Below are 20533 nucleotides of genomic sequence, written 5' to 3' on the forward strand. Positions count from 1 at the left end.
GAACGTTTCTTTGACTGTAATCGTCCGCGCTGGTAGGGCGCGAACTTCTGTTGTTCCTGTCCACTCGGGACCTTCCTTTCACCCCCGTTAGCGGTTGACAGCCCACATATGGGCATACCTACCGCCGGCGGAAAGGAGGTCCTCGTGGCAGCCGTCTTCGATGATACGTCCTTCATCGACGACAAGTATGCGGTCTGCGCGAGCGGCTGTGGCGAGGCGGTGCGCGACGACGACCGAGGTCCGTCCCGCCGTGGCGCGGTCGGAGGCGTCGAGGATGAGGCGTTCGGTGGCGGGGTCGAGGGTGGCGGTGGCTTCGTCGAGAAGCAGCACCGCGGGCTCGAGCATTTCCGCACGTGCGAGGGCGATGATCTGGCGCTGGCCGGACGACAGGCCGCGGCCGCGTTCGCCGACGCGTGCGTTGAAGCCGCCGGGGATCGTGCCGACGACACCGAGCGCGCCAATGCGCGCAACTGCAGCTTCGATCTGAGCCTCGGTGGCGCCGGGCAGGCCGTAGGCGATGTTGTCGGCGACGGTGCCGGGGAACAGGTATGACTCCTGCGGCACCTGGGCGAGCGCGCGACGCCAATCGGCGAGTGGGAACTTTGCGATGTCGGTGCCGGAGGCGCGCACGGTGCCGGATGTCGGGTCGTAGAAGCGGGCGAGCAGTTTCACCACGGTGGATTTGCCGGCGCCGGTCGGACCCACCAGCGCGACGGTGGTGCCCGGCTCGATGGCGAGGTCCATGTGGTCGAGCACTGCCGGGGTGTTGGGGGAGTAGGCGAACGTGGTGTCGTCGAGAAGCAACTGCCCGGAGGCGGCAACAGAAGCGCCGGGGCGGGTGCCGGTGTCGGGGACGGTGGTGCGCTCGGCGAGCAGGGCGCGGATGCGGTCGAAACTGACGGTGGCTTGCTGCCAGGAGTCGAAGATCTGGCCGAGCTGCTGGATCGGGCCGTAGAGTTGGCCGAGATACATGGTGAAGGCGACGAGTACGCCGACGGATAAGGTGCCGTCGGCGATGCGGCCCGCGCCGACGCCGACGATGACCGCGGTCATGACCTGCGAGACGAACTGCATGCCGGGGAAATACAGCGCGACCAGGCGCACGGAGCGCATGCGTAGACGACGGTAATCGTTGCTCATCGTGTCGAAGATGGCCTCGAAGTGCGGCTGCGCGCGGTGGGTTTGGGTGATGCGGATGCCACCGATGAGTTCGGCGAATGCGCCGTTGACCGCGGAGATCTGCTCTCGGGCGGCCTGGTAGTAGCGCTTGGAAAAGTGCCGGAACGTCCACGTGGCGGCGATGATGACGGGCACGGCGACAAGCGCGATGAGGGTGAGCTCGCCGTCGGTGGCCACCAGCATCACGGTCACGCCGACAAGCGAGCCGAAGGCGACGATGGCCTGGGCGAGCCCGGTCTGCAGAAAACTCGACAGGGTGTCGATGTCCGTGGTCATGCGTGTCATGATCTTGCCGGACAGCCGCGATTCGAAGTAGCTCAAACCGAGTTGCTGCAGGTGGGCGTAGGAGCGCAGGCGCAGCCCGTAGAGCAGGCGTTCGCCGGAGCGCGACGACAGCACGGTCATTAGCGCGCTCGACGCGCACGCCACCGCGACGACGGCGAGCGCAATAAGGCCAGTGGTGATCAGTGCGTCGCGGTCGCCAGGCGTGATGCCGCGGTCCACCGCGCCGCGCACGAGCGTGGGAAACGCCAGGTCCGCCACCACGCCGACAACCAGCAGTGCGACGGTGCCCGCGATGAGCCAGCGCACCGCCTTGAACATCTCCCGGATGCTGAAGTCGCTGGATCGGGTGCGGATCCGCTCGAGGGTGGCGTCGGCAAGATCCGGCATTTCGCGGGCCCTCGGCAGCCGTTCCACGCGCGCGAGCAACTCCGGGGTGGCGGCGGTGGCACGCGCGTCCGGTTCGGCGTCCACCTCGGGCCAGAGGTCGCCGGTTTCCTCCGGAGCGGCATCGGCGTCCGGGTCCATCGAGGCGCGGTACTCGGCCGTTTCCATAACCTCGTCGCGGGGGCCTTGCTTGACGACGACACCACCGCGCACCACCGCAACCCGATCGGCGTGGTCCACCGTGGATTGGCGGTGCGCGACGGTGAGCACGGCGATATCCTTAAGCGTCTCTCGCAGGTTGTGGAGGATTTCGGCTTCGTTGACGGCGTCGATAGCGCTGGTGGCGTCGTCAAGCACGAGCACCTTCGGACGCGCCATCAGTGCGCGTGCCAGCGCGATGCGTTGGCGCTGGCCGCCGGAAAGCGTCAGGCCGCGCTCGCCGACTTGGGTGTCGTAGCCGTCGGGGAGTTTGTCGATGAATTCGTCGGCAAGCACAAGGCGCGCGGCCTCGCGCACGGCCTGATCGAGCGCATCCGGCGCCATAGTGTCCGCAAGGCCCATGGCGATGTTGTCGCGGATGGATGAGGAGAACAAGAAGGCGTCGTCGAAGACGCACACGACGCTGTCGCCGGAAACGGTGCCGGAATCCGGCTGGTAGAACCCGCCGGCGAGCTGCACCGCCATGGTTTTGCCTGCGCCGGGCGGTCCGACGAGCGCGACCGTCTCCCCGGGGTTGACGCGCAGGGTGAAACCGTTGAGGACGGGGTGGCCGCCGGTGGTGAAGTGGGTGTCGTGAAAACGCAAGCCTTCGTGCCCGGCGGGGTGTTCGGGCGCGGGTTCGGGGGCGAGGCGGAGCACGTCGTCGAGGCGGTCGAACGAGCTCATGCCCATCTGCATGCGCACGTACTGGTTGGTCAGCATCGACAGCGTGGACGTCATGGAGGTCAGATAGGCGGTGAACGCGACGAACTGGCCAATGGAAATCTGCCCGTTCATGGCGAGCAGGCCGCCGGCGATGATGGTGACCACGAGCGCGACTTTGGGCAGCTGGGAGAGCACCGGCTGGAAGCGCGCGGTGAGTTTCGTCGCGCGCATTTTCACCGCGTAGAGGTTCCGGCCCAGCGAATCCAACCGGTCGATTTCGCGCTGTTCCTGGCCGAAGGCTTTGACCACGCGCACACCCGAGACGGTTTGTTCCACGTGCTCGGCAAGCTCGGCGGTGGCGTGCTGGTTGACCCAGGTGGCGGCGTAGAGCGTTTTGCGTGAGCGGTTCGCCTCCCACAGGATGAGCGGCAGCAGCGCCAGCGACATCAGGGTCAGCGGGATGTCCATGCGCAGCATGACCACGAGTGTCACGGCGAGTTGGACGATGCGGGTGAGAAGCATCGGCAGGCTGGCCAGCACCATGTGGAACTGGTTCAAATCCGAAATGGAGCGCGAGACGATCTGGTCGGTGACTATCGAATCCTGTCCCGGCCCGTCCAAGCGGTGCAGGGTGCGCAGAATTTCAGTGCGCAGCCAGTGCTGTGAGGTGGTTGCGAGCCGGCCCGCGGTGGTGCGGCGGATGAAACTGAACGCGTAGGTGGCCGCGGCCACAGCGACCATGAGCCAGGCCACGCGGGCAACGGATCCGTCGGCGTTGCCGGTGGCGATGTCGATGGCCCGGCCGGTCAGCGCGGGCTCGGCGACGCGGGTCAACGCGGCGAGGATCGCGGTGGCAAACGCCGCCACGGCCGGGGCCGCATTCGCCTTGAGTGAGCGGGTGAGAAGTGGGCTAGTTGTCCTCATTGCCCTTCTTGTCGCTGTTCCGGAAGTTGCTCAGGACCCATTCGGCGAAGTCCTTCGGGTTGAACTTGCCTGTAAACCGTCCGGTCTCGTCGGCGGTGTCGTCGATAGTGATCGGGGTGGCAAACTGCGCCGGCACCGGTCCGAGCGACTCCTGGATGTTGTCGATGATGTTGCCCGCGAGTTTGCGGTTTACCGTGGTGCCGGCGATCGCGCCGAGGCCCAGCGGCAGCATCTTGCCCAGCCACGCGCGGCGCATCGAGCGGCGCAGCGAGCGCATCGCCATGCGCTCCAGCACGTTGTTCGCCTCACCCAGGGTTGGGCCGGAAAAGCGCGCGAGGGTCGACTTGCCCGGCAGCTTGCCGGCGTCTTCGCCGAGCAGCGTATCGACGATCGCCAGCCCCTTCGTGCCCATCAGCGTGGTGAGCACGATGGCGCGGCGGTGTTCCGGGTCGGAGATGTCGTCGCCACGCAAGTACGCGGATGCCATGGCGTAAAACGCCGCCAAGTCCAAAAACAGCGCGGACTCGCCAGCAACAGCGGCCGCACCGGTGAACAGACCGACACCAGGCACAGCCGCGGCGGCACCTGCGCCTCCACCGGTGCCGGTGACCGTGTTCTTCAAGTGCTTGTTCATGATCTTCTGAATCTCAGCCGGCGACTTGTCAGGGTTGTCGCGCCGCAGCCAGTCGACATAGCTCCGGATCACCGAAGTCTGCAGGTGGACCGCGGTATCCACCGCACTGATGAAGATCTTGCCGAGCTTGCCGGCGTCCTGTTCCAACTGCGCCGCGTCTTCTTTGAGCGCAGCTTGAATCTCGCGGCGGAGCTCCGCATCGTCCTTCTTCGCGGGCGTTTTCTTACCGAACACGTAGATCCTCCTGCCGTGCACATGGCTTTTATCGTCGGTTCAGCATAGAACGATTCAACCCAGCCAACCCATTTGGTAAACGGTCTAGGCTGGGCCGCATGAACGCCGTGAGCCAGCCTGTCGCACATACCGCGGCCGGCGCCGTGCGCGGCGAGGTGGACCCGCGCACCGGTGTACGCACGTGGCGCGGCGTGCCGTTCGGCGCCTCCACCGCGATCACCGGCCGATTCCGCGCCCCGCAACCGGTCGACCCCTGGAAAGGCGAGTTAGACGCCACCCGCTTCGGCGCGCCCGCCATGCAGGGCACCTTCGGCCTGCGTGGCACCGTGCTCGGCTCCGAGGACTGCCTCAACCTGGACATCGTGCGCCCGGACACCGACGACGTGCTGCCCGTGGTTGTGTGCCTGCACGGCGGCACCTTTGTCACCGGCGCCAGCCACGACAAAGTGCTGCAGGGCCACCACCTGACCAAGGCCACCGACATTGTCTACGTTTCCGTGAACTTCCGCCTCGGCGTGCTGGGGTATTTAGATGTGCGCTCGCTTGGCGACGACTGCGTGGCCAACCCCGCCATCCACGACCAAATCCTCGCCCTTGCCTGGATTAAGGACAACATCGCCGCGTTCGGCGGCGACCCCGAGCAAGTGACCATCATGGGCGAATCCGCCGGCGGTGCCGCCGTGATGCACTTGATGTGCGCCCCAGGCGCCCGCGGGCTGTTCCACCGGGCGATCGCGCAATCCCCGCCGCCGGCGAGCGTGCACTCGCGCATCCAGGCGACGATGTGGGTGCGCGCCCTGACCAGCCGTGTCGGGCTGCCATCCACGGCGACGTTGGACGACCTGCGCGCCATGCCCGCCGAAGACCTCGTGCGCGCCGGCCAGTCCATGATGATCAACAGCAAGGAACTGCTGCAGTTCAACACCAGTTTCATGCCCACGATCGACTCCGCCACCTTGGCCGAGCACCCTATCGACACCTTCAACCAGGGCAAGCAGGCCCCGGTACCGATGATCGTGGGCACCAACTCCGACGAAGCGAGCTTCGCCAAAGCGCTCTACCAAACCGCCGGCCAGCGCCTGCGCGCCGCGCGCCGGGCGCTCGACGTGTTCGACCCGGACAACGCGGGCGATGTGATCGAGGCCTACGGCGACGTCGGCCAACGCGGCGACTTCGCCGCACTCATGGGCGATGCCGTGTTCTGGGCACCGACCGTCATTGTGGCCACCGCGCACCGCATGGTCGCTCCGACGTATATGTACCGCTTCGCCTACGCCTCCGCCGCGATGCGCATGCTGGGCCTTGGCGCCATGCACGCCGCCGACCTGGTCGCGGTCTACGGCGACCCGTACGCCACTAAGGCCGCCAAGTTCGACCGCTTCGGCTCCAAGGAGACCTTTGAAAAGGTCAGCGAACTGATGCAGCACCACTGGGGGACGTTCTTCCACACCGGCGCGCCGGGCGAGGACTGGCCCGTCTACGGGTTCCGCCGCGACGACAGGCCGGGGCGCGCCACGGCGGTGTTCGACACCGGCATGCACGTCGAGCACGACCCGAAGGCGGAACACCGCACCGCGTGGGAGTCCTTCGACATGCGCGAGTGGGGCGTCAACCGCGTCGACTTCTGGGATTAACTTGGACGAGGGTGCGCCTGGCCGAAGCCAATTTCCCACGCACATGGGAGGAAACGTGGCTAGGCTAAGGCAGGTCCCAAGGTCGAAGGCGGGAAGGAACCCACTGTCATGAGCTTTTTCGAGGACATCGCGGCCGCACTGGACCGCGAGGGCATTGAGTCGCGCGTCGGCGGGGACACCATGTTTGTGCCCATGTCGGCGTCGCTGGAGCTGCAGTTCGTGGAGATCGATCCGCTGCTGCCGGCGGCGAACGTCTACATCGCCGCAGCGGACGTGGACGAGGACGACGACGAGTTCGAGGCCGTGCTGGTCGCGGTGGTGTTCTCGGTTGAGGCGGCCGTGGCTGCGGTGGCGGAGCACATTGCCACCGACCAGGTGGTCACGGTGCTGCGCGACCTGCTCGAGGGCACCGACGAGCGCATTGTGGACCTCGAGTTTTTCCAGGACCACTTGAACCCGCAGCAGGTGCGCGCTGAGGTGGGCACCAACGCGGAGCTCCAGGTCGTCGTCGAGGCCGTCGAGGGTGTGCCGAGCGCCGCCGTGGTGTTCGTCGCGCTGCCGGAGGACTACGAGGACGTCATCGACGACGCCGAAGTCGAACTCTGGGAGTCCGACGGCGATGCGGAACTGACCGACGAAGACCGCGCCCGCCTGTTCGACGTCATCCACGACGAGGCCGTCGCCGACGCCGAGAAGCTCGAGCTTGGCACCTTCACCGACTTCGACCGCCTTTTCGACGTCCTTTCACTCGCCGCCGACCAAGCGGAGGAATGGGAGGCGCAACTGCTTCCTGTCGAGGACGACTTCGACGAGCCGGACGTCTACGACATCTTCGGCCAAGACGATGAGGACGACGAGGACGATGACGAAGGCGGCTTCGACGAGGACGATTTCGACGATGAAGAAGACGACGAGGAAGACGACGACGAGGAAGACGACGACTAGGCCGCGCTGAGCCCCTCGAACATCGACGGAGGCGACGCGATCGGCTGGAATGCGCCGTCGGTGAGCCAGACGTAACTTGCTGCCTTGGGGCCCGGGATCTCGTGCACGGCCTCGGCGGCGTCGTCCGGGATAAGTGCGCGCACCCATGCTTCGGTCAGTGCGGTGTCGGCGGGGATGCCGGCGGTGTCGGTGAGGCGCAGCTCGATTAAGTAGGCCGGCACTTGCCGCCCGCCGTAGCCCTGGATGCGCGCCTTGGCTCGCGGGCCGACGCGGCGGCGCGTCACCGCCAACGACAACGACGGCCCGTTATCTATCCGGGGCAGCGAAACGACCGGTGGCCGCCAGGTTGCGACGGGTCGCGACAGGGAGCGCGGGTGGTGAATTACAGCGTCGACGGCGTCGAGGGTATCGGGGAAGCGGCGGCGGATGTCGCTCGCCAGCGCGGCGGGGGAGTAGGACTCTGCAAACGTCGGGGTCGTGCGGAACAGGGACAGGGGGTTCTTCGTGTTCAACTTCATGGCGCTGAGAGTAAAGCCCGCGCCAGACACGCAAACCGCGCATTCGAACATGTGAGCGACTAGAACAATTTGCCACGGGCTGTACGCTGCTGGGTATGAGTACAAATAAGGTGGTGAACCCGTCGATCCCGCGCACCATTTGGGTGCTTACGGGCGCCGCCTTCATCGTCGCGCTCGGCTACGGGCTGATCGCCCCGGTGCTCCCGCAGTTTGCGGGCAGCTTCGGCGTGTCCATGGCGGCGGCGGGTGCTGTCGTATCCGTGTTCGCCCTGGCGAGGTTGCTTGGGGCGCCGGGGGCGGGGGTGCTCGTCGACAAGCTAGGCTCGCGCCCGATTTACCTAACCGGGCTCGCGATCGTGGCTACATCGACGTTCTTCGTCGCGTTCGCGCAGGCTTACTGGCAGATCATGGCGCTGCGGTTCATCGCGGGCTTCGGCTCGACGATGTTCACGTTGTCGGCGCAGGCGCTGATTGTGCGGGTGACGCATCCCTCGATACGCGGGCGCGCCAATGCGCTCTATGCCACGGCGTTTCTCGTCGGCAACGTTTTCGGGCCGATCGTGGGCGCGGCCCTGTCGTTTTTGGGATTCCGCATCCCGTTCGCCATCTATGGCGCCGCAGTCGGTGTGGCCGCGTGCCTAGTTGCGTTTATGACCCAGCACCGACCGGGTTCGAAACCACTGCCGAAGGCGAAGCCGGCGATGCGGCTGCGCAGCGCCTGGCAGGTGCCTACCTACAAGGGCCTACTCGTCGCGGCGTTTACCAACGGTTTTGTCAATATGGGCGCACGCGTGGCGGTGCTGCCGCTGTTCGCGGCCTCCGTGTTCGAGCGCGGCGGGGCAGCGGCGGGACTTGCGTTGACCGCGTTCGCGTTCGGCATGGCGGTCATGCTGCAGTTCTCCGGACGGCTGGCCGACCGGCTCGGCCGGCGCCCGATGATCCTCGCCGGCATGACTATGGCCGGCGTGTTCACCGCGGTGCTGGGTACGGCGACGAGTTTCTGGCCGCTGCTTATCTGGTCCGCGCTCGCGGGGGTGGGCTCCGGTGCAATGAGTCCTGCGATCCAGGCGTCGCTGGCGGACATCATCGGCAACGACCGCTCCGGCGGTAAGGTGTTGTCCACCTTCCAGATGACCCAAGACGCCGGCCAGATCGTCGCCCCGATTGTCGTTGGCGCGATCGCCCAGGCGGCAGGCTTTACCGCAGCCTTCGGGGTGTGCGGTGCGCTGTGTGCGGTCGCTGCGGTGGTGTGGTTGGTCGTCGGCAAGGAAACGATGGCGAAGGAGTCGCGATGAGAGTGATCCTGGACTGCGACCCGGGCGTGGACGACACGTTTGCGCTCATCTGGCTCACCGCCGCGGCCCATGCGGGCGCCCACGAGCTTGAGTGCGTGACGACGACCGCCGGCAACGTCGACGCCGACCAGTGCGCCAAAAACGCCGCCTGGATTCTTTCCCTGTGCGGCCTGCCCATCATCCCGCTCGCCGCCGGAACTCCGGCCCCACTCGAGGTGGATCTCACCACCACGCCGGAAACGCACGGCGAGACCGGCCTGGGCTACGCCACCGCGCCCGAGCGCCACATCGAGCATGACTGGGAAGCACTGTGGATCGACGCGATCGAGCGTGGAACGGATGATCTGCACCTCATCGTCACCGGACCTGCGACCAACCTTGCGGTGTTCGCGCACGCTCACCCGGAGCATTTCGCCCGCCTGAAGCACATCACCGTGATGGGCGGGGCGGTGAATTACCCGGGCAACACCACCCCCAGCGCCGAGTGGAACTTCTGGGTCGACCCGCACGCCGCGGCCGACGTGTTCGCCATGATGCCCACACCCATCACGTTGTGCTCGCTCGGAGTGACGGAGCAAATGCTGCTGACTCCGGAGCGGCTCGAGGGGGTCGTCGCAAAGCTAGGCAGTGCTCCAATCGCCGAGCAGCTGGAGGCGATCACGCGGTTTTACTTCGAGTTCCACGACGACGTCGGCGAGGGCTACCAGGCGCAGATCCACGACCTACTTACCGTGCTCATCGCGTTGGGGGCGGTCGAGCACGAGCATCGCGTAACGACGATCGACGTCGAGGCCAACTCCGACCTCACCCGCGGCACGTCGGTTGCGGACCTGCGCGGCATCTGGGAGCGCGAGCCCAACTGCCGCCTGGTCACGAACGCCGACATCGACGCGGCATGGGACGCGTTTGCGTGGGCTTGCAGCATCCACGCACGCATCGCAGCTGGCGACGTCGCCTTAGAGGAGTTGCGGCACCTGCGCGCGGACGACTAACTGCTACACTGCCGGTTTTGAACGCGTCCGCCGAGGTGACATAGGCGACGCGGGACCTTCGTCCCCTTCCACCACATGGAGAACACATGTCACACGTTTCAACCCCGGCCGCAAGCACGGCCGAGTGGACCCCGCTGCGCCGCGTCCTTGTCGCGCTCGGCGCACTCATCATCGCTGCAACCTGGCTCTACTTCGTCCTCGTCCACCCAGCGGACTGGGATCAGGTCACCAGCTCCGGGCCGGGCATCGCGCTGCTTGCAGGCTACGGCATCGGCACCTTGCTGCTGCTCGCGGCGGTGATCCCGGTGCTGCCGGCGCGCACGTTGGGGCTGATCCCGATTGCGATCATCATCAACTCCGTTATCGGCGAGATCGTCGGGTCTATAGGTCTGCCCCTCTACCTGGACTCGGTGGGCACCGTGCTCGTCGCGGCCCTTGCCGGCCCGGTGGCCGGTATGGCCACCGGTGCGCTGAACAACGTGGTGTGGGGGCTGGTCAACCCGGCTGCGCTGCCGTTTGCTGCCGGTGCCGCGCTCGTCGGCTGGCTCGCCGGCGTGTTCATCCACCGCTTCCACGCGTTGCGCAACATCGCAACGGTGGTGGGCTTCGGCATCCTGCTCGGCATTATTGGCGGCATGGTCGCAGCGCCTGTCGCGGCCTACGTCTACGGTGGCACGGCCGGTGTGGGCACTGGTGCGCTGGTGAGCCTGTTCCGCGAGATGGGCGGCTCGCTTATCGCCTCGGTGACCACCCAGGCGTTCATTTCCGACCCGGTGGACAAGGTCATCGTCATGCTCATCGCGTATGCCACGGTGAAAGCTCTGCCGAAGCGCACTGTCGCCGCGTTTGCACCCACGACGACAACCGCCGAATAGACGTCCGTGACCGCTCCCCGCACCCGCGTGAACCCGCTGACCGCCCTGGCCATCGGGGCGTCGTGCTGGATTTTGGTGCTGGGGCTGAACCGGCCCGCGGTGTCGCTCACCGTCATCATCCTCGCCGTCGCATTGGGCTCGTGGCGCACAAAAACGCCGGCGCTCGCCGCGGCGACGGCACTGCTCGCGGCCCCGGTGGCGGTGTCGATGCTGCTCATCCACGCGCCGTACGGGGAGCACCGAATTGCACCGCTGATCACCAGCGACGGCCTGGCAACAGCAGGGGAGTTAGCCGCGCGTTTCACCGCACTGATCGCGAGTCTGCTCGCCGCAGTGGCGTTTTCCCGCACCCCAGATCTGGCGAAAGCGCTGCAGGCCGCACCCGGCGGCAACCGCCTCGGCTACATCGCCGGCACGACGCTGCAACTCGGGCCCCAGGGTGCTATGCGCGCACGCATCGTCCGCGACGCCAACCGTCTCAAAGGCCGGCCGGTCACATGGAACACCGTGGTGCCGCACGTGATCATGCCGGTGCTCACCGAACTGCTCACCCAGGCAGGATCGCGCGGCCAGGCGCTGGAGACCGCTGGCTACGACCTCACCGGTCCGCGCACCGTGCTGCGACCAGTTCACGACAGCGCCGTACAGCGCGCCACCCGCATCCTCATCCCGCTGGCCTGCATAGCGGTGGTTGTATGGATGTGACGCTGCTCGAGCAGTCTCTGCGATCGCACCGCACAGTCCAGGTTGTCGGCGATTCCGGCGCGGGCCTGACCACGCTTGCCACCCAGATCCACCGCGAGTGGCCCGGCGCCGCCGTGGTTCAGCAGGACGCCACCGCGCACGTGTCTTATCTTCGCGATACCGTCATCGAGGAAATTGCCCTCGGCCTCGAACAGCGCAGCACCCCCACCCTCGAGATGCTCGAGCGCTGCAACACCATCCTCACCGCCGCCGGCCTTGCCGACCTCGCTGAGCGCAACCCCGCACAACTCTCCGGCGGCCAGACGAGGCGCCTGGCCATCGCCGCAGTTGCCGTGTTACAGCCGGACGTATTGCTTCTCGACGACCCCTTCGCCGGCCTCGACCCCACCTCCTGCACCCGCATCGCGCACCTTTTGGACACGCTCCCGTCCAAGGTGGTCATCTTGGGCACCCGCACACGCGACATCGATTCCGAGGTACTCACGCTTGCCGGCGGCCATCTCACCCCCGGCGCCCCAACCCCGCACCCGCTGGAACTGCCGCAGCGCGTCACCCCCGTAGGCGCGCCGATCGACCTCGGGGAAATCTCTGCCACCCGCGGCGGCTCGAAACGAAAGTGGTGGCAGTTCCGGAACGACACCCAGCCCACCTTCACCGCCGGTCCGATCCACCTCTCCGTGCGCCTCGGCGGGGCCGTGTGGCTGCGCGGCGACAACGGTGCCGGCAAGACGACGCTGCTGCGCGCCATGGCGGGCCTGGACGGCAACCCAGGACTCGAGCAGACCCGCAGGGTAGCGGTTTCGCTCGCGCTTCAGCGCGCCGCCGACCAACTCGCGGAATCCACAGTGGCGGCCTTTATCGGCGACGACGACGCCGTGCGCGCCCTCGACCTTGACCCGGACACGCACCCACTCGACCTGCCGGCCGCACACTTCCGCCTCGCCCAACTCACGCAGGTTTTCGCGCAAGGCCGCCCGCTTGTGCTTCTCGACGAACCCGACGTCGGCCTCGACACTCCAACTCGCAACCGCGCCCACGCACTGATCGCCGACGGCCTCGCCCGCGGCCAGGCCGTGATCTTCACCTGCCACGACGCCGACTTCGCAGCGGAGGTGGGGAAGTATGCGGCGGTTGAGTACGCATTCCAGTGATAGATATCTGTGCCGAGTTGAAACGGTTCGACTCACTTATAACGGAACTGACAAGTTGCTCGATTCAAATAGTTTGGTTTCTTAATTAGCGGAAGGCTTGCGCGGTGAGATCGGCGTTGGCTGCGAAATGAAGTTTTGCGAAGTTGTCTTAGGTGACAGGCCACAACTCTCGTCGAATTTTGATGATGCGTTCTAAACTAAATCCAAATCTTTAAACGGAGGAGAAAGGCATTGTGAGAGTGGCTCGTGCGTCAAGTGTAGGGGCAGTTTGGCGGAAATGGGATTTGCATGTACATGTTCCGAATACTCGAATGAATAACCAATTCGATAAGGTAAACGGCCACACGGACTGGGATCGGTTCTGCAAGATCCTGCAAGAATCCGATGTGGAAGTGTTTGGTATTACTGATTACTTCAGCTTGGACTCGTTTTTCGAGTTCAAGAGGCATTTTGAAAAACTTTATCCCGATTCAAACAAAGTCTTCTTCCCTAATCTTGAACTGCGGCTTGATGTTGCTGTACACCACTCCGATTCGAACATCAATGCCCATTTAATTTTCCCTCCGGACATAACACAAGAAACTGTCGATTTGCTGCTTTCTCACATCCCGACTTCCTCTCAAAGTGGAGAAGGGACGCGAAGCAAGCTCTTATCAGAGCATAAGAACTCCTCGGAAAAAGTGTTGAAGGGCGTAACCGTCAACTTCGAGCAATGTCTGCACGCGATTCAAGAAACTCTCGATGACGTGAAGACTGGCGAATATGACTCGAAAGTGATGATCGCCTTTTCAGGCAACAAGGATGGCCTGTCTCCCGGTGACTTCAACGATCGGAAGGGGCAACTGATTGATAATTACGACCTGCATGGTCACGTTATTTTTAGTAATTCCACCAATGCACCGCATTGGCTGGATACTTCACGAGGTGAAGGCACTGGAAGGAACATAAAACCTCACCCAACATTTTACGGCTCGGATGCGCATTCTTTCGAAGGACTAGAAAAGATGCTGGGCAAAAACGGTGAGGATGATGATCGCAGATGGGAGACTACGTGGGTCAAAGCAGAACCGACTTGGGAGGGGTTTCGGCAGACACTTGCCGAGCCTGCTGACAGAGTCCGGATTCAGCCCACTATCCCGGATGCTAAAAACGACTACCTGATCATTGAGTCCATCGAGTTCTCGAGTCCAGAACTGTTTCCCGATAAAATCAACCTTAACCCCAACCTGAACGCAATTATCGGTAGTCGTTCTTCGGGGAAGTCATCCTTACTTGCGCATATTGCACACAGTGTGCGCCCGGACGAGACGGAGGCACAGCAGAAGCTGGCAGGAATGGATAAACCCGGGCCGGCAGCAGGCTTCGTGTGGGAAACCAATAACAGTCAGCTGTGCAAGGTCAACTGGCGGGATGACAACAGCGGCCAGGGAAACATCGTGTACGTTCCGCAAAACTTCTTAAATAGTTTAAGCGACAACGCTGATGAGGTGACCAAACGAATCCGTCCTGCCGTGCGGTCTGCGAACGAAGAATTAATGAAAACATTCGATTCCAGGGTGGAGGAACGAGACTCCATATCGCGGCTGATTGAAGAACTGGTTCAACTGTGGTTTCAGAAATCGCAAGAACTCGGCACTAGCCAAAAGGAGCTAGGAGATTTCGCAGATCGTGATGCCCTGCGGGCGCAACATGAGAAGCTCAAGTCAGATATGGCTGCAATGTCTGTTTCCGCAAACTTGAATGATAAAGAGCTAGAGCATGTAGCGGCGGTGAAAGAGACGCTTGGCCGGAAACGCATATCGATAGAAAATCTCAAGTCGCGTGCAGCGTCGATTCGGGAGTGTCTCACAAGTACTGCTAATACGGGAACGGGTTCCCAAACTGATGACTTAGTAGGAGTAAGCCTTGGAATCGGAACCATGCGCGCGGAGCTTTCGGCCGACCAGCTCGAAGAGATCGAAGATTGGCGAGCGGAAAAACAGCGTGAACTCAATAGCGAATTCCGGATGAAGATGGATGCTTTGGCGGAAAGCACGGAATCCACGCTCGCAAGCAGCAACGAAGAAGTAGCTCGGGTCCAGCGTGATAATAAGGATCTTTTCGAGAGGTTTGAAAAGAATGCAGCGTTGGTGGATCTTCAGAAGCGAATCTCAAAGATTGAACTAGACCTTGATAATCTGGAAAATAAGGCTCGAAGAGTCGCAGATTTAACAGAAGAGATGCGTTCGCTTGAGCGTGAAATCGATGCGAAAATCGACGAGCGCAGTGCCAAGGAATCGCTTCTTGAGAAGGAGTTTAATTCCGGAGTAATACCGTTCGCAGATGGGCTGATTTTTAAGGTGGAGATATCCTTCTCACCCGATCAAGTTAATAAGTGTTCGGCAGGATTTAACGCGCGGAGCAAGTCCGATTTCATCACGGAAGATCGATGCCTGGATATTCGGTCAGCGCAGGCCAATGTTGCTACCTTCCTGCATGAAGTTTCGACGGGAAGCCTCAAGGTCAAAAAGGAATACGAACCTGAGTCGCTGGCCCGTATGATTCTTTCTGCTAGGCCGGAAATCCGATTTGCTGCTGAAATGGATGGAGACACTATCGGAGGCTTCGGTTCCTCGACGATGACTCCAGGCAAGCAAGCATTGTTCGCACTCACCCTCATTTTGAGTGACGTGGGTGAAGACTGGCCCCTTTTGATCGATCAACCGGAAGACGATCTCGACAGCAAATCGATCTATGAATCGGTAGTCCAATTCTTGCGTCGGCAGAAGCAACGGCGTCAAATCTTAATGGTGACCCACAATGCGAATTTGGTCGTCGGGGCGGATGCGGAATTGGTCATCGTAGCTAATCGACACGGGGTCGACCGGCCAAATGAAGATGATAGGGTGTTTGATTACGCTTCCGGACCCCTCGAGTCAATCGAGAACGTCGGCAGTACAGGGTTTGAGCTGGATCGATTGAGTACTCGCGATCACGTTGTGGAAATCCTGGATGGTGGCGAAGAAGCCTTTCGTAAGCGCCAGCAGCGGTATCAGCTACCGGCTGTCTAAAAAGATGCACATTCTGGATGGTCTCGCATTGCGCGCAACTAAGTAGGAGTTTATTGATTCGACGCCGCGGTAGGGAGCGTCGAATCGACTCCATACGGAATCTATCATTGCTCAGCATGAACACAGATGGGGTGTCTAAAGGCTAGCGATATTAGGCTCTCCGTCAGCCGATAAGATCCAGCGGTAAATCCGAGATGTCGCGAAGGCGGTTGCCGCTGGTCAGCATTTTCAGGAGTTCATTGGCTTCCTCTGAACCTTCGGCTGCTACTGCAGCCCTGAGTTCTGGGAGTGCTGCATGGTAGACCATATCGATATCGCCGGTTCCCAATGCCAGTGAGGAAATTCTCGAAAGCATTGGCTCAGCAGTGACCGCGATGATGTGCGGTGACCGTCCCTTACGGTTTCGAATCAAGTTGAGTGCTTCCGCGCGCGTATTTTGTGCCCGGTCGCTACGCATGGTTAATTTGCAGCTGATTACTGCATGAAGGATTTCGACCGGCTTGTCAGAGTTTGCCGCCCTGAATGGGGAGGCGAGGCCTGAGAGGGAATCGACCATCGCGTGCTCGCGGTTCAAAGCGTCATCGTCAATCGCGGTTCGGGTAACCAGAATATCCGGGCTGATGGTGTACGAGTTGCCAAGTGCAGCGGCTAACTCCGGCGTTTCACCAACTGCTTGGGCTAGGTCAGCGAGATGACAATAAGGTTCGTAGTTTTCTACATGTCCACCGCGCCGCGAGCTGCCGACAGCTTCAGCTTTCCAATCACCCGGACGAACCGATTGAAGAAGAGGGAACGTTCCTCTAATAAAAGATGCGACTGCTTCCTCGAAGAGCGAGCCCGATGACTGTCCCTTCATCTTCGCCTTGGTTTCGGCGCCCAACGATCGCGCCATATGCAAAGCGATTTTCTTACTTGCATTGCTATTGCTGTCTGCATTGGAGGCAACTCCTGCAGGCGAAATAGACACAATGCCTTGAAGAACAAGTTTCTGGTGAAACAGCTCCCTGTTAGCCGTAATAATTGACTTATCCGAGTGGGCATTCTCAGTCATGGGCGGACCTCTAACAAGGTTGAATCTGGTCGCTGTGGTTGGGCGGCGAAATTGGAGGGCGCCAACGGCAGCTTGTTTAATGCGGCTAGAATGGAACGTCCGACGGCAGCTGCGACTGGTGGAGGAAAAGCATTACCCACTTGTTTCCAGGCTGCGGTCTTTCCACCTTGCCACTTCCAATCTGCCGGGAATCCCTGCAAGACCCCTCCCATCTTGACTGTTAATCGGGGCATCTCAATCGCAGGGTCGGTCGGGAACTCAGGGCCCGGTGCGTCTTCGGCAATGGAGGATCCCTTAACGCCAAGTTTTGCCCATGCTTCCCGCGCGCGACTTGGCCCTACATCCGGGCCACCATGTTTCTTGCTACCCCCAACTAGGGTCGGTCCAATGCCTTGTGCATTTGCAGCCCACTTCTCAGCCCCGGGCCAACCATTGGCGGCCATCAAATCGTAGAGGGCCTCGCCAACCGTAGATACGTGGTCGGCAGGTTCTGGCCAATCGAAAAAGTCTGCGTATTCTTCTTTTAAGGCCACCAAAATGAAACGGGGGCGCAATTGCGGCAAACCGTAATCAGCGGAAGTAATTAGCTCCCAGAAGACCTGGTATCCCAACGCCTCAAATTCGTTAATTAGCTCACGGCGGTAGGCGGCGAATCTTGGTTGAGACAAACCCCGGACATTCTCCAGCATCACGGCTTTGGGGTTCGCGGTCCGTGTCAGTTCTAGCGCACGAGGGAACAGGTCGCGCTCATCATCTCGTCCAAGCTGTTTACCGGCGATGGAAAACGGAGGACATGGGACTCCTCCGGCAAGTAGGTCTAAATCCTTGGAATAAGGGGTGATATCGAAATTGAGTACGTCACCCTCGATCACGTTCCAGGATGGCCGGTTTGCTCGGAGCGTTGCCGCTGCATGCGGATCAAGTTCCACCGCAGCACGAAGGTTGAAACCTGCTTCTTCAAGCCCGAGCGCCTGGCCACCTGCGCCGGCGCAAATCTCTACAGAAGAAAACGGAGTGTTCATTAGGCATCAGTCTATGGGGTAGAAGTGGTTTAAAGAAACATCCTCATTTTTTGTGGACGATAAAGAAGTTAGACGAGGTAGAAGACAATGGAACGTATGGATCGAAAATATTTTCGTTAAAACTTCTAGCTGATCTTTGGTGCATAGGTGAAGGGCCGCGGTAAACCGCGGCCCTTCGTCGTTAAGCGAGTGCTTAGATCTCAGTCGAGTCGATAACCTCGCGCAGGACCTTGGCGGAATGCTGGAACTTGGAGTTCTCGTCTTCGTCGAGCTGCAGTTCAACGACGTTGCGCACGCCGTTGCGGTTCAGCACGGCCGGGGTGCCGATGTAGAGGTCGTCGAGGCCGTACTGGCCCTCGAGAAGCGCGGAGACCGGTAGGGCGACGTTTTCGTTGCGGAACAGCGCGCGGGTGATGCGTGCGAGCGCGGAACCGATGCCGAAGGAGGTGTTGCCCTTGCGCTTGATGATGTCGTAGGCGGCGTCGCGGGTGCGCACGAACATCTCGTCGATCTGCTTGTGGATCTCCGGGTTGGACTTTTCTTCTTCACCGAGCAGGTGCGGCAGTGGGACTCCGCTGACGTTGGCAGTGGAGATCACCGGAAGTTCGGTGTCGCCGTGCTCGCCGATGATGTAGGACTCGATATCCGACGGGGCGATGTCGAAGTGCTGCGCCAGGTTGTGGCGCCAGCGTGCGGAGTCGAGCACCGTGCCGGAGCCGAGCACCTGGTTCGACGGCAGGCCGGTCTGCTTCCAGGTGACGTAGGTGAGCACGTCGACCGGGTTCGTGGCAACGAGGTAGATGCCGTTGAAGCCGGAGGCCATGACGTCCTTGTTGATGGACTCGAAGATCTTGACGTTGCGTGCGACGAGGTCCAGGCGGGTTTCGCCGTCGCGCTGGGCGACACCTGCGCAGTTGACGACGAGCGCTGCGTCCTTGCAGTCCTCGTAGGTGCCGAGCGTTACCTTGGCGTGCTGGCCGGAGAACGGGATGGAGTGGTTGAGGTCTTCAACCTGCGCCCATGCGAGGTCCTCGTTGAGGTCGATGATGGCCAGGTGCTCGGTCAGGCCCTGGTTCAAGATGGCGTATGCGTACGCGATGCCGACTGCGCCGGCGCCGATGAGAACAACTTTCGATCCTGGGGTCACATGCTGTGAATTCATATCACCTATTGTTGCACGTTTGCGCGGATCGCGCTGTGTGATCTCAAAAGATTTTGCCCCCGTCCGGTGGCCGGGCGGGGGCAGGGGGTCGTCGTCAAGCAAACGCTCTTAGGCGGACTCGGCGACCTCGATTGCCTTGTCGCGGCGGGTGGTGAAGTAGAGCAACGTCATGATCACGGTGAACGCCACACCGATACCGAGCGCGAGGCGGAAGTCCGGCAACCAGGCCATGATGCCGAAGGTGCACAGGATGAACGCGATGGCGAACCACTGACCGTACGGCCAGAACGGCACCGCGAACTTCAGCGCGTTTTGCTCCTCGGGGGTCATTTGCTTGCGCATGGCCACCTGGGCGAGCAGGATCATCAGCCAGACGAAGACGGTGGCAAAGGTTGCCAGGGCTGCGATGGTCTCGAACACGTCCGGGTACTTCGCGTTGATGAATACACCGATGACCAGGACAGCGAGCAGGGAGACGATGGTCATCACTGGCACGTCGCGGTACGTCTTGGCCATCTTCTTCGGCGCGAGGCCCTCCTTGGCCAGGCCGGTGAGAACACGGCCGGTGCCGAACAGGTCGGCGTTAATCGCGGACAGCGCCGCGGTGATGACCACGAAGTTCAGCAGGCCGGCGGCCCAGTTCACGCCGAGGGTGTTGAAGATCTGGACGAACGGGGACTCTTCACCCGTGATCGTGCGCCACGGGTTGAGGATCAGAATGATCGAGATCGCCAGCACGTAGAACAGCAAGATGCGCGCCGGGACGGTGTTAACCGCCTGCGGGATGGAGCGCTCCGGATCCTCGGCCTCGGCGCCGGCGACGCCGATGATCTCCGTGCCTCCGAACGCGAACAGCACCAGGATGAACGAGGCAATCATGCCCTCAACGCCGTTGGGGAAGAAGCCGCCGTCGTTCCACAGGTTGCTAATGCCGGTCATCTCCGGCTGCTGGCCCAGGTTGAACACCAGGATGGCCGCGCCGCCCAAGATCATTGCGACCACGGCGGTGACCTTGATGATGGTGAAGACGAATTCCAGCTCGCCGAACCAGCGCACGGTGGCCAGGTTTGCCGCGCCGATGATCAACAGTGTTACGGCGATCCAGACCCAGGCGGCTGTGTCGGGGAACCAGAACTTCATATAGATGCCTATGGCTGTCAGGTCGGCCAGACAGACGATCATCATTTCGAAGGCGAACATCCAGCCTGTGATGTAGCCGCCCCAGCCGCCGAGGTACTTGCGGCAGTACACCGCGAAGGACCCGCGCATGGGGTTGCGCACGGACATCTCGCCAAGCGCGCGGAGCATGAAGTAGACCACGGCGCCGCCGAGCAGGTACACCAGCAGTACCGACGGGCCAGCCGCCTGAATGGCGCCGGCCGAGCCGTAGAACAGGCCGGTGCCGATGGCGGAACCCAGCGCGATGAAGTGGATGTGGCGGTGCGTCAGGCCGCGGCGTTTCGGTTGGGTGGTGCCAGTTGGCTTCTCAGATGGTGCAGTCATGGTGGACATTAACTGTGCTCTTTCGTGTGGGTTTGCGCGAATCGAGTCGCAGCGAAAGGGAAATTGTGATGACAGGTGCCCGTGCTGGGCTGCGTCTTCCCGGTTTGACCGTCCGGCGGTTCACAC

The 20533-nt window shown here is 62.2% G+C and carries 15 protein-coding genes; 8 read left to right on the plus strand and 7 right to left on the minus strand.

All coding sequences use genetic code 11. The features are described from left to right. Positions 1-87 precede the first annotated feature (87 nt). Both IAU68_RS04645 and IAU68_RS04650 read right to left on the minus strand, forming a co-directional pair. Positions 88-3636: an ABC transporter ATP-binding protein gene (locus IAU68_RS04645; RefSeq protein ID WP_171193511.1), complete on the minus strand. Its 3549-nt coding sequence runs from the start codon at positions 3634-3636 to the stop codon at positions 88-90. Further along, entirely contained in the window at positions 3623-4504 is an 882-nt protein-coding gene (locus IAU68_RS04650; RefSeq protein ID WP_171193510.1) for a hypothetical protein, read from the minus strand. Before IAU68_RS04650 ends, IAU68_RS04645 begins: the two co-directional genes overlap by 14 nt. A gap of 98 nt (positions 4505-4602) precedes the next feature. Between IAU68_RS04650 and IAU68_RS04655 the strand changes: the two genes are divergently transcribed. Together IAU68_RS04655 and IAU68_RS04660 are read left to right on the plus strand one after the other, a co-directional pair. Further along, on the plus strand, positions 4603-6138 hold the full coding sequence (locus tag IAU68_RS04655; protein ID WP_171193509.1) for a carboxylesterase/lipase family protein: 1536 nt from the start codon (positions 4603-4605) through the stop codon (positions 6136-6138). Between the two features lie 108 nt (positions 6139-6246). Further along, on the plus strand, positions 6247-7083 hold the full coding sequence (locus tag IAU68_RS04660) for a hypothetical protein (protein WP_171193508.1): 837 nt from the start codon (positions 6247-6249) through the stop codon (positions 7081-7083). Here the strand turns inward: IAU68_RS04660 and IAU68_RS04665 are convergent. Then, on the minus strand, positions 7080-7601 hold the full coding sequence (locus IAU68_RS04665; RefSeq protein WP_171193507.1) for a hypothetical protein: 522 nt from the start codon (positions 7599-7601) through the stop codon (positions 7080-7082). The two genes, IAU68_RS04660 and IAU68_RS04665, sit on opposite strands and share 4 nt — an antisense overlap. A gap of 95 nt (positions 7602-7696) precedes the next feature. Between IAU68_RS04665 and IAU68_RS04670 the strand changes: the two genes are divergently transcribed. The 6 genes from IAU68_RS04670 (at position 7697) to IAU68_RS04695 (ending at position 15669) form a co-directional block, all read left to right on the plus strand. Then, on the plus strand, positions 7697-8896 hold the full coding sequence (locus IAU68_RS04670; protein ID WP_171193506.1) for an MFS transporter: 1200 nt from the start codon (positions 7697-7699) through the stop codon (positions 8894-8896). Continuing rightward, the gene (locus IAU68_RS04675) at positions 8893-9888 is read left to right on the plus strand and encodes a nucleoside hydrolase (RefSeq protein WP_171193505.1); all 996 of its coding nucleotides are present in this window, start codon (positions 8893-8895) and stop codon (positions 9886-9888) included. The genes IAU68_RS04670 and IAU68_RS04675 overlap by 4 nt, the downstream gene beginning before the upstream one ends. Before the next feature lie 86 nt (positions 9889-9974). After that, on the plus strand, positions 9975-10763 hold the full coding sequence (locus IAU68_RS04680) for an ECF transporter S component (RefSeq protein ID WP_171193504.1): 789 nt from the start codon (positions 9975-9977) through the stop codon (positions 10761-10763). A 6-nt stretch (positions 10764-10769) separates the two neighbouring features. Then, positions 10770-11468 (plus strand): energy-coupling factor transporter transmembrane component T, encoded by a 699-nt coding sequence (locus IAU68_RS04685; protein WP_231699099.1) that lies wholly within the window; start codon positions 10770-10772, stop codon positions 11466-11468. Next, positions 11459-12619 carry an ATP-binding cassette domain-containing protein gene (locus IAU68_RS04690; protein WP_171193503.1) on the plus strand — a complete coding sequence of 387 codons (1161 nt, stop codon included), beginning with the start codon at positions 11459-11461 and terminating at the stop codon, positions 12617-12619. Before IAU68_RS04685 ends, IAU68_RS04690 begins: the two co-directional genes overlap by 10 nt. 239 nt (positions 12620-12858) lie before the next feature. Then, the gene (locus tag IAU68_RS04695) at positions 12859-15669 is read left to right on the plus strand and encodes a TrlF family AAA-like ATPase (protein ID WP_407928722.1); all 2811 of its coding nucleotides are present in this window, start codon (positions 12859-12861) and stop codon (positions 15667-15669) included. A gap of 163 nt (positions 15670-15832) precedes the next feature. On the opposite strand, the gene IAU68_RS04700 is transcribed toward IAU68_RS04695, so the two are convergent. From IAU68_RS04700 to IAU68_RS04715, 4 genes are all read right to left on the minus strand, one after another. Beyond that, complete coding sequence (locus IAU68_RS04700) at positions 15833-16720, minus strand: NgoMIV family type II restriction endonuclease (protein WP_171193501.1); 888 nt, start codon at positions 16718-16720, stop codon at positions 15833-15835. Next, a complete protein-coding gene (locus IAU68_RS04705; RefSeq protein ID WP_171193500.1) occupies positions 16717-17742 on the minus strand; it encodes a DNA cytosine methyltransferase in 1026 nt (341 codons plus the stop codon). The genes IAU68_RS04700 and IAU68_RS04705 overlap by 4 nt, the downstream gene beginning before the upstream one ends. Before the next feature lie 193 nt (positions 17743-17935). Beyond that, entirely contained in the window at positions 17936-18904 is a 969-nt protein-coding gene (locus IAU68_RS04710) for an L-lactate dehydrogenase (RefSeq protein WP_171193499.1), read from the minus strand. Between the two features lie 108 nt (positions 18905-19012). Further along, a complete protein-coding gene (locus IAU68_RS04715) occupies positions 19013-20407 on the minus strand; it encodes an amino acid permease (RefSeq protein ID WP_202880182.1) in 1395 nt (464 codons plus the stop codon). Positions 20408-20533: the final 126 nt, after the last annotated feature.

The sequence above is a fragment of the Corynebacterium lujinxingii genome (assembly GCF_014490555.1).
GTDB lineage: Bacteria > Actinomycetota > Actinomycetes > Mycobacteriales > Mycobacteriaceae > Corynebacterium > Corynebacterium lujinxingii.

What these genes read in the sequence shown, in the direction of transcription:
- IAU68_RS04645 (WP_171193511.1), bottom strand. Translation starts at nt 3,636, where the DNA reads ATGAGGACAACTAGCCCACTTCTCACCCGCTCACTCAAGGCGAATGCG.
- IAU68_RS04655 (WP_171193509.1), top strand. Translation starts at nt 4,603, where the DNA reads ATGAACGCCGTGAGCCAGCCTGTCGCACATACCGCGGCCGGCGCCGTG.
- IAU68_RS04660 (WP_171193508.1), top strand. Translation starts at nt 6,247, where the DNA reads ATGAGCTTTTTCGAGGACATCGCGGCCGCACTGGACCGCGAGGGCATT.
- IAU68_RS04665 (WP_171193507.1), bottom strand. Translation starts at nt 7,601, where the DNA reads ATGAAGTTGAACACGAAGAACCCCCTGTCCCTGTTCCGCACGACCCCG.
- IAU68_RS04670 (WP_171193506.1), top strand. Translation starts at nt 7,697, where the DNA reads ATGAGTACAAATAAGGTGGTGAACCCGTCGATCCCGCGCACCATTTGG.
- IAU68_RS04675 (WP_171193505.1), top strand. Translation starts at nt 8,893, where the DNA reads ATGAGAGTGATCCTGGACTGCGACCCGGGCGTGGACGACACGTTTGCG.
- IAU68_RS04680 (WP_171193504.1), top strand. Translation starts at nt 9,975, where the DNA reads ATGTCACACGTTTCAACCCCGGCCGCAAGCACGGCCGAGTGGACCCCG.
- IAU68_RS04690 (WP_171193503.1), top strand. Translation starts at nt 11,459, where the DNA reads ATGGATGTGACGCTGCTCGAGCAGTCTCTGCGATCGCACCGCACAGTC.
- IAU68_RS04700 (WP_171193501.1), bottom strand. Translation starts at nt 16,720, where the DNA reads ATGACTGAGAATGCCCACTCGGATAAGTCAATTATTACGGCTAACAGG.
- IAU68_RS04705 (WP_171193500.1), bottom strand. Translation starts at nt 17,742, where the DNA reads ATGAACACTCCGTTTTCTTCTGTAGAGATTTGCGCCGGCGCAGGTGGC.
- IAU68_RS04710 (WP_171193499.1), bottom strand. Translation starts at nt 18,904, where the DNA reads ATGAATTCACAGCATGTGACCCCAGGATCGAAAGTTGTTCTCATCGGC.
- IAU68_RS04715 (WP_202880182.1), bottom strand. Translation starts at nt 20,407, where the DNA reads ATGACTGCACCATCTGAGAAGCCAACTGGCACCACCCAACCGAAACGC.